Annotated in this window: 9 protein-coding genes and 4 pseudogenes; 4 read left to right on the plus strand and 9 right to left on the minus strand. The window is 44.3% G+C overall.

The window, feature by feature from the left end; all coding sequences use genetic code 11:
* Positions 1–105 precede the first annotated feature (105 nt).
* From RLO19_RS14430 to RLO19_RS14455, 6 genes and pseudogenes are all read right to left on the minus strand, one after another.
* Positions 106–4,665, minus strand: a complete 4,560-nt coding sequence (locus RLO19_RS14430) for a hypothetical protein (RefSeq protein WP_446357416.1) — start codon at positions 4,663–4,665, stop codon at positions 106–108.
* A gap of 166 nt (positions 4,666–4,831) precedes the next feature.
* Positions 4,832–5,008 (minus strand): annotated as a pseudogene (locus RLO19_RS14435) (DUF4351 domain-containing protein); the annotation flags it as partial.
* Between the two features lie 9 nt (positions 5,009–5,017).
* Positions 5,018–5,818 (minus strand): annotated as a pseudogene (locus RLO19_RS14440) (Rpn family recombination-promoting nuclease/putative transposase); the annotation flags it as partial.
* Between the two features lie 69 nt (positions 5,819–5,887).
* On the minus strand, positions 5,888–6,055 hold the full coding sequence (locus RLO19_RS14445) for a DUF4351 domain-containing protein (protein WP_446357430.1): 168 nt from the start codon (positions 6,053–6,055) through the stop codon (positions 5,888–5,890).
* Positions 6,056–6,073: 18 nt separating this feature from the next.
* Positions 6,074–6,885, minus strand: a pseudogene (locus RLO19_RS14450) (Rpn family recombination-promoting nuclease/putative transposase); the annotation flags it as partial.
* Between the two features lie 246 nt (positions 6,886–7,131).
* Positions 7,132–7,941: a DUF1350 family protein gene (locus tag RLO19_RS14455; protein ID WP_446357432.1), complete on the minus strand. Its 810-nt coding sequence runs from the start codon at positions 7,939–7,941 to the stop codon at positions 7,132–7,134.
* 300 nt (positions 7,942–8,241) lie between these two features.
* On the opposite strand from RLO19_RS14455, the gene RLO19_RS14460 reads away from it, so the two are divergent.
* Positions 8,242–8,652, plus strand: coding sequence for a hypothetical protein (locus RLO19_RS14460; RefSeq protein WP_446357418.1), 411 nt, complete (start codon positions 8,242–8,244; stop codon positions 8,650–8,652).
* A gap of 198 nt (positions 8,653–8,850) precedes the next feature.
* Positions 8,851–9,279, plus strand: a complete 429-nt coding sequence (locus RLO19_RS14465) for an FKBP-type peptidyl-prolyl cis-trans isomerase (RefSeq protein ID WP_446357420.1) — start codon at positions 8,851–8,853, stop codon at positions 9,277–9,279.
* A 169-nt stretch (positions 9,280–9,448) separates the two neighbouring features.
* On the opposite strand, the gene RLO19_RS14470 is transcribed toward RLO19_RS14465, so the two are convergent.
* Positions 9,449–10,264, minus strand: coding sequence for a pentapeptide repeat-containing protein (locus tag RLO19_RS14470; protein WP_446357422.1), 816 nt, complete (start codon positions 10,262–10,264; stop codon positions 9,449–9,451).
* A gap of 749 nt (positions 10,265–11,013) precedes the next feature.
* Here RLO19_RS14470 and RLO19_RS14475 point away from each other — a divergent pair.
* Both RLO19_RS14475 and RLO19_RS14480 read left to right on the plus strand, forming a co-directional pair.
* The gene (locus RLO19_RS14475) at positions 11,014–11,862 is read left to right on the plus strand and encodes a lysophospholipid acyltransferase family protein (RefSeq protein WP_446357423.1); all 849 of its coding nucleotides are present in this window, start codon (positions 11,014–11,016) and stop codon (positions 11,860–11,862) included.
* A 96-nt stretch (positions 11,863–11,958) separates the two neighbouring features.
* Positions 11,959–12,162: a hypothetical protein gene (locus tag RLO19_RS14480; protein ID WP_446357425.1), complete on the plus strand. Its 204-nt coding sequence runs from the start codon at positions 11,959–11,961 to the stop codon at positions 12,160–12,162.
* Positions 12,163–12,544: 382 nt separating this feature from the next.
* On the opposite strand, the gene acsF is transcribed toward RLO19_RS14480, so the two are convergent.
* Positions 12,545–13,621, minus strand: coding sequence for a magnesium-protoporphyrin IX monomethyl ester (oxidative) cyclase (acsF, locus tag RLO19_RS14485; RefSeq protein ID WP_446357427.1), 1,077 nt, complete (start codon positions 13,619–13,621; stop codon positions 12,545–12,547).
* A gap of 66 nt (positions 13,622–13,687) precedes the next feature.
* Positions 13,688–14,948, minus strand: a pseudogene (locus RLO19_RS14490) (RNA-guided endonuclease InsQ/TnpB family protein).
* Positions 14,949–14,950 lie beyond the last annotated feature (2 nt).

Consider the following 14,950-nt stretch of genomic DNA (forward strand, 5'->3'; position numbering starts at 1 on the left):
TCTCCCCCTTAGCCCTAGATTCCCTTAGGTAACATGCGTCAACCCAACCCACAGCTTGTATTCGTCTCCTGTAGGGGCGCAAGGCTTGCGCCCTGCTATGAGTCTCTAACGCTCATAATCCGTTAACGCTTTGGTTAATTCGTAAATTTCATTATTAGCCACAAGATCAACGAGATCAAGACAGCGCGATTGTAACTCCGACTTTTTTGTTTGGCTATACAATCTCACTAATAATGGACTAATTCTGTCTGCTTTCAATGCGCTACGATACCTAATATTAGCATCATCTGACCTCAACCCGTCGAGGACGCGATCGCAAATCTGATAAGTCACAACATCTGGTAGTTTAGCCGTTGTCTTTTCTAAGGAATAGATTAATTGTTCATAGTTAGTATCGAAAGCTGGACTGTCAACAAAAGATTCAATTAAACTAACATAATCACCCAATTCTTTTCCTTCAAAGTGCCAAAAGCACCTAGCCGCTTGAAATTGAACCTTGTTACTCGCATCATTAAACAGTTGGCTCAAAGCGTTCTCACAAAAATCTCGCAAATGTGCATGGCGAAAGTTAGCAACAAATATCTCAGCAGCAGCCATTCGATGAGCTTCTGTACCCGATAGGCAAAGTTCAGCGAGCCAACGTGCCTCTTCAATATTTAGAGAAGCTAAACAGGCTTGTCTACTGCCAATCCTTACAACTGCTGGCAAGTCAGACATAATCATTCGTTCTACAATAGCTGCTAAATCACCAAAATGGGTGGGTAAAGCGTAGTATAAAAAATCTTCAATAGTTGTTGTTCCGAGAAGTTCATCTTCTGTATCACAGAGTTGCAGAAACAGACTGACAGCCAAGTTTCTGTCATAATTCAACATAGCGGTTAGTGCCTCTACAGCACAGGCTCTAATCGCCATAGACGAGTCTTGTACTATTTGTTGCAGCGGTTCTTTAAAATAAGCAGCACGGCTTTTATCCGCAAAAATTAGTTTAGCGATCGCGCTTACAGCACTACCTCGTGTAGAATTAATTCCAGCAGTTAAAACATTACCACTATAGTAAATCTGTCCATTGGAAGTCTGGGTACGCCACCACTCTTTGGTTGGATCAGGGTCTGTTAAAGCATACCAAATTACAATATCAAAAGCTTCTTCAGACCAGGGCAATTCAGCTAATTTCTGAAATAGCTGGCTAATTGAGCGACCGCAAGGGTGATTAGGTAATTGGTGGCAACGCTGACATACCCTAAATACAGCAGTAATATCTAATTCAACTTCAGCAATACCCCGTAAAACGGCATCAAAGTATAATGAATTTGCATGATCAGGGAACTGCTGTATCAGTTTACCAAAGCGTTCTGGTTCCTTTTTAACTTCGCTTTCCAAACGACTAGATAGTTGAGCGGCTCCACCAATTACTTCCCCTGTAAGTTGAAATCGAGTGTTTGCATCATTGTAATTATAACGAGCTATAGCTTTTAACCATTGGTTATCCGTCATTTTGTTAGCTGCTTTATCTGGTATTGGAGATGGAATAAGCCAATCTTGTGAGGATTGTGGTGTCTCAATTTTGCCTGGTGCTTCTAATAGCTGTATATTTGAGAACTTGCGTTTCCACTCCTGTAATCGATGATTGACTTCATTAGTGCGTTGAGAAGGAGCAATTCCCTCTAACAAAACAAGTTGGGCATAGCCGCGAGAACGACGACCATCAGCACTTTTTTCCCAGTCCGGATAATAGTTGAGTATCACCCTCTCAATCCGTGCAATTTGTTTTTCTGAACAGTGTTGAGTAATTGCCTCTAAAAGTTCACGAGTAGCCCAGAAAAGAGCAGCATTAGCATTTCCAATACAAATTGAGTATCCTGTTGCTAACCGTTTGGGATTTTCACATAGATAATCAATGGCTTCATTCGCAAATCTAGCCCCATTAGCAGTATAGGCACGGATTAATAGATACTGGATAGTCTCGAATTTAGACTGACGGAGTTCCTGCACAATAGAGGAAAAATCCTCTGGATGGTTCGCAGCCAGATTAGACAGCGCTATCTCCATTGCACTGAGTAAGAGACTTTTGAAGTCATAACCTACACCATATTCCCGGACACTCCAAACTGGATCAAGCCACGGAGGTTCACCTTCTTGTTGAGCTGTCAACTTAATTACTTTGAGTATAAATGGGAGAACTTGAGTCACGAATGAAAAAGGGGCATCACTGGCACTCTTTAGAACTATTTGCTCATCAAGCTGAATCGTGGGATTTGTGAATTGATTATTATTTAATTGATAAGACTCTACAGTATTGAAAATTAGCTCAAAGCGTCGATTCAAATAGTGACCGATAATCTCGCAGGTTCGCTCTGGACATATTTCTGGCAGCGAATAGATACGATCCCAGAATTCTCCGGTGTTAGCTTTCTGATCAATAATACCCGTATCAATTAATCGTAGAAATAAATCAAAGAAGCGACGTTCCCCATTCAAATTACCTCTCTGTACCAAGTCAACTAACCGATTGCACCAAGTATGAGATACGCCGACAAAAGGCTCTATTAACTCAGTGACTCGATCCGACATTTGCTTTTGTACACTTGACAACAGCATGACAGCTTGGTCAACAATTATTCCACTTTCATCCCTGAGCCAATTTTCTATAACGCCATGAGAGTCTAGTAATTGAAACCAAGGAACAGAACTAAACAATGTGCGCCAAACGTGCTGTGTACTCGGATCAGCGTTTTCACCTATCAGCGACTCAATAATCTCCCATTCCTCTTCTTTGGGATCATCCAATGCTGCTAGCAGGGCAAATACAACCTGTTTGATATGGAAGCGGATTTGAGAATGAGTCAGTAGTTCTCTAAGATTTTCTAGGTAACTCTCAAAATCTGCCTCACGTTTATGCAGTAGAATTTGTCGAACTTGGGCGCGGCGAAACAAATGCTGTTCACGGCTGAGTAAAAAGGGTAATAATTCAAGATTCCGATCATCGAAGCGACGCGCAAAGGCGTAATCAAAGAATCCCTCATGAAAGAATGAATACCGCTTACCTTCCTTTACTAAAACATGTTCAGACACCATGGCTTTAGCATCATTATGCCAAGTCTCAAGAACACCTTCTTTTGCGGATAACGTCTGGCGATTACTCATCTCATCACACAGAGCATCTATAACTTGTGTCCACTTAACTGAATCTCCCAAATGTTCTTTTTCAATAACGTCTCGTTTATAATCCCAGAATCGATCGTACAGATCCCTAACTGTGTGGAAACTAAGAATGTTGACATGAGAACCTTCTGCAACTTCTGTTAGCAGTCTGAGGTGTAGAGGAAGGGATAGCAACACTAACTGTTTATTGTTTAAGTGCCTAATATCTAATTTCAATCCGGCAAGAACTTCTCGGACTTTATCATGAGATAGGCAACTAATAGTAACCGTGTCTGCGATTCCATTTTCACCTGTCAACCATTTGATTCTGTAGTCATTGTCCAAATCGAACTTGCGACAAGCTAACAATAATCGCATTCGTGGAAAGGCTTGGGCTTGGTCGATTATCTGCTCTATACATTCAAAAAATTGAGTATTGCGACCAGAAGCCCTACTCACAGCATCAAGCTGATCAATAACTAAGACACAATCACGTTTCTGGGCAATATTAGCCAGAACATGAGCAGGAGAACCGGGTAAATTTTCTAATTGTTCTCCAAGCTGATCTGGGGAGTCTGTTGGCTTTAAACGATCAACACGAAAAGCTATGATTGGTGTACCCGTTTGGCGGATTTTAGTTACAGCTTGTAGAAGAACGCCACTTTTCCCCACTCCCGCTTCACCTGTAACTAATACACCCTGTTTACCATCTGTAGAGGTAAGTTTATCGACAATACTATCTACCTCATCTCTAGGGATGACGTTTCCCGCGATCGCTTCTTTTTCTAACCGATCAACATAGCGATTGTTAAGTTTATATACAGCAGCGATAACATGAGGGTCTTTGCCCCACTCACGACGGCGATAACCTCTTTCTTCAAGTAAATAATGCCAGATATTGTATGATGTCAGTTCTTGATTAGTTCGGTCTAGGGCTAATTCAGCCAATTCAATTCTAATGCTTTTAGGATCGCCCTCAACCAAAGCAGATAGGCGATTTTCTACAGCATCAATAAGTAGTTTTTCACTAATTGTTTCAACAAAAATATGTTGGAGAGCTTCATAACCCTCTGTTTCAGAGCAATTGAACCACTTTTGACGGAGATTATGGAAGGAACCCGATAGTGTCTGGTTAAGGAACTTTTGCTCAAACACTGTCCACGATCCAGCATCTCTCGCTCGTTCAGCTAACTCGTTTAGTTCATCTGCATCCTGAGTAGAAACAAAAATGCAAGAAACGTCGGGATTATTACCAAGTTTTCGCCAAAAGTCTGATAAGACTTGAACTTGTTTATCTTCCAAACCCTTTATTGTCCAACGTCCACGTCCACTTTTTTGGCGCTTCACTTGGTGATACTCTAACCCAGTCTGGCGACGCAGGCAAAACTCGAAAGCATCCTCACCGACTTCTTCTAGGGTGATGGAATCGGCTTTCTCATCCATCACATCGATCATGCAATAGATAGTCCACCGAGCTTCATAGCGGTTACCAATTTTATCGGCTGCGCCACCAGGTAAAGGCATATCGTATCTCTCTCAAACGGCTGCGTTAGAAAAGGTAACAGTGTTATAGCTGGCTAGAGTTTCCTTGTCTCTATTATCCGCGATCGCTATAGTGGTATCGAGCTTGGAGAAAATCGATGCGATCGTCACTCACCACATAAACTGTTCTATTATCACTTGTGTAATCTTACTGCAACTGCTCCAACCAATCCACTAAATCCGCCACCTCCGAAAAATCCAACAGCGCTTCTGCTAACGCTTCCAACTGCGCGATAGGTAATCTCCTAACCCGTTCAATTAATACTGGCTCAACCTCACCCAACCGCCGATTAAGCTGACGGACAATCAAATTCACCTCTCCTGCTCGTGGCTGCTGCTGATCTAACCAATCTACTAGATCTCTAACTTCAGAAAAATCCAATAGCGCTACCCCTAACGCCTCTAGCTGTTCGGGAGCTAACTCGCTAACCCGCTCAATTAATGCTGGTTCAACCTTACCCAGTCGCCGCTCAATCAAACGCCTAATCAAGCTAAATATACCTTGTTGCATAATATCTTGATAAATTACAGAACCACGCATCATATCCTCCCGCAAAAACCGACGAATTAAATCTTTTTCAAACCGTAACCCCGCGAGAATTTCTGTACAACCAGAAATATTTTGTCGCTGCTCCCTATTAGGAATTCTAGCGACTTGTTCCGCTACCTGCGCCAACAATCCTTGAGGCTCCTCTGTTCGCGCCAATGTCGCCAAAGGTAACAGTGTTGGATTAGCTAGAAATGTTGCTGGTTCTTGTTCCCACAGGCGAACTACTCGGTAGCGGTGAATCGTTGTCTCGTCTCGATATTCCTCAGTAAAAGCAACTTCATTGGTTGTCTCCTGTAAAAAGATAACCACCTGTACCACAGCACAACGATATTGTCGCTTCAACCTTACCGAGTAATCCAGCATCCGAAACGGAATCGGTTGGTTAGAGTAGGGTAGCGTTTGAAACTCAATATGCAAGATTTGATTAGCTGTTCGCAGGAAGCTGACAGCATCTGCACGAATAGGCTCTAAAGTCAACTCGGTTTTGAGTACCTCAACCTCCTGAGATTCAATGGCAAGTAACCAGTCGGCAAATGCGACTGGATATTGTTCCGCCAAATACTTACATACATTGTCGTAACTCAACCGATTGCTTCTCTCCTCACTCCAGCACAATTATGGTTGCTTGAAAAAAGCAATTATACTCCCTTGTGCTTACCGTAACTGCTCAAACCAACCCACTAAATCTGACACGCCCGAAAAATCCAATAGCGCTTCTGCTAAGGCTTCCAACTGCGCGATCGATAATCCCCGAATCCGCTCCATTAACGAGGGTTCCACTTCACCCAACCGTCGCTTGAGCTGACGTGTAATCAAAGCCACCTGTCCTTCTCGTCGCTGTTCCTGCTCCAACCAAACCTCTACATCTGCCATTTCTGACCGATTAAAAAGTACCTCCACTAACGCTTCTAATTGCTCAACCGATAATCCTTGAACCCGCTCAATCAACGATGAATTAATCTCACCAAAACGTAAATAGAGTAAGCGCCTCACCAAAGACAGTGCTTCTTGTTTTCTAGACTGTTCCCAAATATCTTGATAAATCACAGAGTCACGCATCATATCCTCCCGCAAAAATCGACGAATTAAATCTTTATCAAACCTTAACCCCGCAAGAATTTCCGTACAACCGGAAATATTTTGTCGCTGCTCCCTATTAGGAATTTTAGCGACTTGCTCCGTCACCTGCGCCAGCAACCCTTGGGGATTTTCCGTTCGCGCCAACGCCGCCAGAGGTAACAGTGCTGGACTAACTAGAAATGGTGCAGGATTTTGTTCCATAAGCGAATAACGCGATAGCGGTGCAATGTGGTACTATCTCGATATTCTTCGGTGAAAACGACTTCGCTGGTTGTTTCTTGCAAGAAGATAACAACTTGTGTAACTTCACACCGATACTGTCGCTTTAAACGCACAGAATAATCAAGCATTCGTAGCGGAATAGGTGGGTTAGAATAGGGTTCAGTTTGAAACTCAATATGCAAGATTTGATTAGCTGTTCGCAGGAAGCTGACAGCATCGGCACGAATAGGCTCTAAAGTCAACTCGGTTTTGAGTACCTCAACCTCACCTGATTTAATGGCAAGTAGCCAGTCGGCAAATGCGACTGGATATTGTTCTGCCAGATACTTACATACATTGTCGTAACTCAACCTGTTGCTTTTCTCCTCTATTACTTAGGGTTTGCTGCACAACTGCAAAACCCTTATCTATAAAGGCTTTGAGTAGCATGGACATTGGAGCATCTTCAAGGAAATAGGGTAAAACCCTTTCATACCCTTGCACCGCTATCAGGGAAAATGTATCATTGCTTCCCCTGCTTCCCCTGCTTCCCCTGCTCCCCCTGCTTCCCCTGCTTCAAGAGTTCCCTACCCCTCCACACCTGCAGCAGACTCTACTTACCCCACCGCCAGAGGATTTAACCAGCGTATAATCTCTAATTTAAGTCGATTTAAGTCACGATAAACGCCTTGCTTCATCCATTGACCGATCGCATCGAAGGGAGTAAATGCATCTCCCGTTTTCCAGTTGACATCTTGTCCCAAGGGTGTTATATGATTTCCCGGTAACATTTGCAGCACAACCATATTAGGAAATCGCTGTTGCAGAACAGGTGATAGGATTGCGGTTTGGTCTATCTCGTCATTGATAAATTTAATCAGTAAATTGCGGCGGACGACGTATTGCTGGGCAATCAGTTCGTTGGTTTGTTGGGGTGAGGGGGTAAATTCAACGTCAAAGGCTGGCTTGATATTCAACTGCTTGAGGAACGTCAACTGATCCAGCACGTTGAACTGTTCCAGAAATGGGATCGCCTGTTTAGCCGGGTAGTTGTTGAAGGAAATCAAAATATTACCCGCCCGTTCCACAGAATACAGACTGCCAATCAGCAGATGCAGTTTACAACCCATGCTATGTCCGACACCGTAGATGGGTAAATACTGTTTCTTGAGTAGTCTTGTGGCTTTGAGGCGATCTAGGGTAGTCTCAAAACGGTTGAGGACTTCCCGGGCGATCGCAACGTGATCTAAAGTATTGATAAACGGCGTAGCTACAACCAGGTAACCCTGACGCCCTAATTGCTCAAGTAGCCAACGGTAGGTGACTTGGGGCGCAGCCGCAATAAATGCCCCACCCAAAAAATGCACGATACCAATGGGATGGGAAGGAATTAAAACCCAGCTACCAGATAGTTCTTGCCAGTCCATAGGAAGAGAGGGAAGTTTATATATCTTTATATCTTGACATTCTTCCGGCTGAGTGGCGTTACTCATACCCCTACCCCACCGATTTCGATACCTCCCGTGACAAGTCAGATCGGAAGCCATACGGCAAAGGAGAAGGCCCCTGGGGGAACAGGTAATCATCACTTAACCATTTACCATCATCAAGTATGATTTATATCTTTGATTTAAAATTATTATCCTATAATGATTTCCTGATTGGATCAGGTCTGTAAACTGTTAGATAAGCTTTTTGTCACTGACTAGGTATATCCCATAGCAATCATGATTAAATCCAAACTGCTTTTGACAAGTCTCCTTTCTACCGTAACCGTTACAGGTAGCCTCTTACTGACCACTGTCAGCCCAACTCAAGCCCTCCCTTGTTCCTTTGGTAAAAAGGGTATGTCTCCAACTGCTTCTGGAGAACCTTCTAGTCTGGTTGGTAATAAAATCGACCTCTACAAAAAATTCGGTATCGCTAGTGTTGGTATCGCCGCCGTAGCCGGAGGTTTTGTCGCTGTTAAAAAACTCAAAGCACGTCAGAGTCAACCCACTGAGGCAACTGTCACGGATACGCCCTTATCTGAATCCTTCGAGATTTATAACTTTGCTATACCTGTTCCTCCAGAAGCAGTGGCGGCTTCAACTCCTGAAGCCGAGGCTTCTGAGCGGGATGTCACCTCAGTAAGCTAGTTCAATTGGCTTATTTTGGGTAAGGTGGGTAAGAGCGAGGTGCTTTTCACCAACCTTGCCCTAAAAGGGAAAAGGATTGACCAATCCAGTTTGGACTCAGACACCTAGAGGTGACTTGTCGATAGCACTTGGGAAATAATGCAAAATTGGCGGGAGTTGATACCCTAGAGGTGTTGACCAAATCCAAGGAAAATAAATATGGCACAAGCTAAAGTCGGTGATACCGTCAAAATTCACTACACAGGTAAATTAAAGGACGGTACAGTCTTTGATTCTTCCCTGAATCGCGAACCGATAGAATTCACCATTGATGCTGGACAGGTCATTCCAGGTTTCGAGCAAGCTGTTTTGGGTATGACTCCTGGGGATTCCAAAACCGAAATGATTCCTACTGATAAAGCTTACGGTCCCCATCGCTCAGAAATGGTACTGGAGGTTACCCGAGACAAAATGCCCCCAGACTTGAATCCCGAAATCGGCCAGCAATTACAAATTCAACAACCCAACGGGCGAGTTATTCCAGTGGTGATTACCGATGTCACCGACTCGAATGTGAGATTAGATGCCAACCATCCTCTGGCAGGACAAGACTTAACCTTTGATATTCAGTTAGTTGAAATTTCTTAACCCAAGATTGTCGGTTCTCCCGTACCTACGGTGATAAGCAAACCTGATGATTCCTAAAAACTTGGGGGGTAGTGCTTTCAAAACAATGTTTTTAGGGAAACTATCACAAATAGAGAGTTTTCCACCACAAGTACAGGAGAGCCGAAAGACAAGGCACAATCAACATCCCCTAAGAACCCGGCGTTTCCCTCACACTGAAACTCGTCATTTCCAAGATTGCCCCGCGTCGCTGCAAATCAAGCATACTGGCTTCAGAGAGTCCCTCGTTCTCTCCAAATCGAGCGTTCTCTACCTCGGTAATCTTCAGATCAACTCCCGTAAGATTGGTATTGCTCAGATTGGTATAGCTTAAGTTAGCCCGATTCAAATTAGCCTGATTTAAGTTAGCACCACTCAGGTTCACACCGAACAGATCAGCACCACTGAGATTAACCCGACTGAGATTGCTTCCCCTCAAATCAGCACCGCTGAGATTCGCACCACTTAAGTTGGTATCACTTAAGTCAGCCCCAATTAAAAAAGCACCACTCAGGTCAGCGCCCACCATAATAGCTTGCTTTAGGTTTGCGCCAAATAAGTTCGCACCACTTAAGTTGCCTCGACTGAGATTAACTTGAGTGAGATTAACCCGGCTGAGATTAACATCCGCTAAGTCAGCATCCATGAGGTTCGCCTCAATCAAAGTCGCGCCCCTGAGATCAGCCTGCATCAGGAAAGTGCGGCTCAGGTTAGCTGAACTTAAATTGACACCGCTTAAGTTAGCCTGTTTAAGGTTAGCGCCACTAAGGTTGACTCGGCTGAGATCCGTATTGCTTAAATCGGCGTCAATCAGTTGAGTACCCCTGAGATCAGCACCACTCAAATCAGCACCAATCAAGTCAGCACCGTTGAGATCAGCACCCATGAGATTGACCTTCCTCAGATTAGCACCCCGAAAATTCCTTTCCCGGGCTAGATAACGCCGCAGGAGTTCGTTAGTATCCATAATGTTTGGGGAAAACTGGAGTTGTATTATCAATGTCCCAAGGATTTCTCCAAGCATTGTGATGGGTGTTACCCCTCACCCCTACCAGAGCGAAATATGCTATGAGTGACTCAATAAAGCAAAAGTTCATCAAATCTTTACACGCTTTTCATCATAGCTAAACATAAAATGCCATCCGGGGGTGCAAACTAGTTAAGTAAGGGAGCTTAAACGCATTCCAACGTGGTCGTTATTCTCCTGTTTAGTGTTTAGGTTGTTTGGGAATCCCCTAGCGGTGTCTTTAAGGCTTACCTAGGGGTTTTTTTTAGGGGATTTTTTAGCTTGTCCGACGCCGCACGCTCACCTTCGTCTAGGTACGCTAACGTGCTGCTTCGCTAACATAGCATAATTTCTCAACTGGGCGTGGGGTGAATCCTGCTGATTTAAAGATGGTAGGTGGGAACGGCTGAATGATAATGGTGAAAGCTGATCAGTAAAGCGATCACGATGAGAAGTTGAACGGTAGGTGTGATGATCAGCCATATTTGCCAGCAATGCACCTGAAATTGAACAACTTAGGTTACAGTTGTTAACCCTAGTGTTACATTCAACTTGGCGAACTGCAAGCAGAGCCTTATGCGTTGGGTTCCGTTAATATTTATGAAGGATGCAAGTCATCCTGTTTCAAGGAAGAAAGTCACTCAGGTTGTCCCTCCTATACTCCCCTGCTTTCGGTCAGAATCCGCTCAAACTAACATTTTGTTTCGTTCATGAATGGTAGCTCAATCCCAAACGACCAACCCGGGTGGTCACTCGATGAACGTGATCCCCAAACAATCCAATCTTTCATGCCCTTATGGGGGTGGTTTTACCACTACTACTTTCGGGTGAAAACCGATGGCTGGCATCACATTCGGGATCAGGGCAACGCCTTATTTGTGGGTTCTCACAATGGCGGACTCGTCGCGCCGGATATGATCATGGTCATGTATGACTGGTTTCGGCGTTTTGGTACCGAACGTCCGGTTTATGGTTTGATGCACCCCAATGGCTGGAAAGTTGACCTAAACACGGCACGACTAGCGGCTAAGACGGGGGCAATCAGGACTCATCCCAAAATGGCGATCGCAGCTTTGCGTCGAGGCGCTAGTGTCCTTGTCTATCCTGGGGGCGCTCAGGATGTCTTTCGTCCCCACAGCATGCGTAATAAAATTCATTTGGCGGGGCGTCAGGGGTTCATTAAGCTGGCATTGCGGGAAGGTGTACCAATTATACCCGTTATTTCTTATGGCGCTCATGATACGCTGATTGTCCTAGCAGATTTTTACGAACAGGTTCGACAACTACACGATTGGGGGATTTTCCCGTGGCTATTTGGTCTTGATCCGGAAGTTTTTCCAGTTTATTTAGGTTTACCGTGGGGATTGGCGATTGGACCTCTACCCAATATTCCCTTGCCTGTCCCGATTTACACTCGTATTTGTGCGCCGATTGTCTTTGAACGGTATGGTCGTGATACAGCCAGCGATCGCGAGTATGTCAATGCTTGCTATGAAAAAGTCTGCACTCAGATGCAATGGGAACTTGACTGTTTAGTTAAGGTGGCTAGTAAAATTTGATCTGGCTAATGAGAATGACAGCAATTTGGCGAAAAAGGGGATATGGTGAGAAATAAGTGGCAAGATGCAACATTGTGTTGAGTTGAGGATAGTAACTTGAGTAATTCTACCGATCAGTCTCCAGGCGTCTCTCGTCAGGATTTGGATTACTGGTTAGAGCGTCAGATAGAATACCAACGGACTCTTAATGTCATTGAATCAAAAGGAGAAAACAGTGAAAGTGTGTGGAAACTGAGAGGTAAGCTCGAAGCTGTAGGAGAAACGATTGCTTACCTACAACGGAAGCTCAATAACTTTTAGGGCATTAGTTTATTAATGGTAGTTGGTGGTCAAAACAGCCGGGGAGTTCTCCTTTGCAAAAAACCCAGTGATAGTATCACTGGGTTCATAAGGGCTGCTGTAATAACTGAAGAAGATGTCGTTAGTGAGTATTTTATTGGCTCAAAGTTAAGTCTTGTTTATTCGCAGATTAAAATTCACTATAGAAAATAAAAAAACTTGAGTTATATTCTGAAAAGGAAACAATAGAAACTGATAATTGTATTCTCCCATTCGGTTAAGCGTCAACTACCTCGCCCATAGCTAAGCTATGGACGAGGCTTTATTTATCCTGATGTTGACCAGCCTAAGTTCTAATAGAACGCTCAGGAGTTCAGTCGTGGGAAACCTCTCGCCTAATGAGCTAACGAACAACGCCCTGTTGAGAAGCAACTTCCATGGGCTTCATCAGGTAGAGTCTCAGGAACTGCCAGCCATTAGAGACATAATAGGGCAGCTTCTTGAAAAATTGCAGGAACTTCGGACTGTTGGAGTTAACAATTTCCGTCAACTTTTCGTTATTGGTAATACAGACTTCCAAACGTTCGTAGAACTTGGGATGTTCCACGTCTAAAATCACTGGGAATACCCGTGCAGCGGTTTCGTTGGTCTTCTTAATCACATGCTTATCATACTCGCGGGCATCTAAACCAATCGACTGATAGAAATCAGACCGTTGGATGTCATTTAGATACATGGTCGCAAATACCGACAGCAGGAAGAAGCGAGACCACAGCTTTGCCTGCCAATCATTTAACATTTGCGGTTGAGCTTTCATGATCGCATCAAAGAAATCCCCATGGCGATTTTCATCTTGACACCAGTTTTCAAAGAACCGGAAGATGGGATAAATGCGATCTTCAGGATGGGCTTCGAGATGGCGATAAATGGTGATGTACCGCCAATAGCCAATCTTCTCCGACAAATAGGTGGCGTAGAAAATGAACTTCGGCTGGAAGAAGGTGTACTTCTTATTCTTGGTCAAAAATCCCAAATCCAGCGCCAGATTGAAATCTGACATCGCCTTGTTCAGAAAACCAGCGTGACGTGCTTCATCACGAGACATCAAGATAAAACACTCTGCCAGGATTGGGTTTTTGTGTTTGATACGACGACCCAATTCTTTATACAGTAGGAATCCAGAGAATTCTGCTGTACAAGAACGCTCTAGAAATTCAACAAACAAGCGGCGGGTTTCACCGTCGATATGCTCCCAAGACTGCTCAAACTCAGCGTCCCGGACGAAGTGGTGGCGATTATAGTCTGCACGAAACTCTTCAAGAATCGCCAACAGCTCATCTTCATTCGGCGAGATATCCATCTGCGCCATGGCTTCAAAGTCTGTGGTGTAGAACCGAGGCGTCAGGATGGTATCCTTCGCTGGGGATTTAACGCCCGGTCTGATTTCTTCAAAGCTAGGTTTTTTAAGGGTATCTACCATTTTTGTTTTACTCGTTATCTTTTACTTACGATTTTGGACTTGAGAATATAAACTACTCAGGTTTGCCTAGCGGCTGAAACCTGAGTTTTCAGTAGCCCTGAAGTCATCAAACAAGCTTTGCTGAACATATTTAGCAGTTCGGTTTAACTCGCACGATAACCCCGTGCCTCTAGGCTGGTTTATAGACAGCCCCACAAGTGCAATATTATTGGCTCCATTAAAGTCAGCATCCCCATGCCAACCACAATGCCCACACTTAAAAGTCTTGCCACTACGGTAAGACTTTCCCTTTACGGGATGAATGTGCAAGCAGTTGTGACACATTTGGGAAGTATAGGCAGGAGAAATGGGGATAACCTGAACACCAGCACTCCTGGCTTTATATTCGATGAACATTCGCAGTTGATAAAATGCCCACGAATTCGAGCGCCTACGTTCTGTCTTGTTTCTTGGCTGCTGGTTTGTTCTTTCCCGAATCCCGGTAAGGTCTTCTATGGCGATTGAGGCACTTAACTCAACCCCTCGTCTGACTACCGATTTGGATATGTTGTGATTGAGCCATTGTTGATACCGTCTTTCTCGTCCCGACAGCCGTGTCAAAACTTCTCGACATCTACGCCGAGTTGTCCTCGTGCCTTTCGGGGCTTTCTTCTGGAGAGACGCTCTAACTTGGGAAAACCTATCTCGAACTTGCTTGATGCCAGTGCCGTCCCACTTCTGGCCAACGGAAGTTACCGCAATGTCGCGGCGTCCTAAGTCAATACCCAGGGTCTTGCTGGTATCTGTTGGTTCGGGTGCGCCGTCCTTAATCTGAATGTGCAGGTAGTAGTGACCATCACGGTGTCTGCATAGCTGAGCCGAAGTTGGATTTCTCCCTTTAAGTTTTCCTCTTTGGTAATTCCCCGCCTTCAGTTCAATTCGTTCTCTGCCGTGAATGGTAGCAAGGCTTATTGTCCAGTCTTGTTCTCTGAATCGAAACAAGTCTTTATCACAGTCCATGCTACTTGGGGCAAAACCCTTAATAGTCTTATCTTTGTGTTTGGCAACCTTGCGGTTAGCGGCAACTCTCGCACAAGCCCTGACTGCCATGGGGAGCCACCAAATTAAACTTCTCCTTGATGGTTTGGTAAACCAGAGACTGGATAGCAATTTTGTTGGTTAGCTTAGGATCTGTGTTTTCGTTCACATAGTTACAAGCATCCGCAAACGCCTGAAGGGTTACCTCTAAGAAGGCAACTTGTTCAGGCGTTGGTTGGAGTTTTACAACTATCGTGAGAACTTGTTTCATAGCTAAATTATACGACCTAGTGGGACAGGGATTGAAAATAC

The organism is Coleofasciculus sp. G2-EDA-02 (assembly GCF_040226375.1).
Taxonomy (GTDB): Bacteria; Cyanobacteriota; Cyanobacteriia; order Cyanobacteriales; family Coleofasciculaceae; genus Coleofasciculus.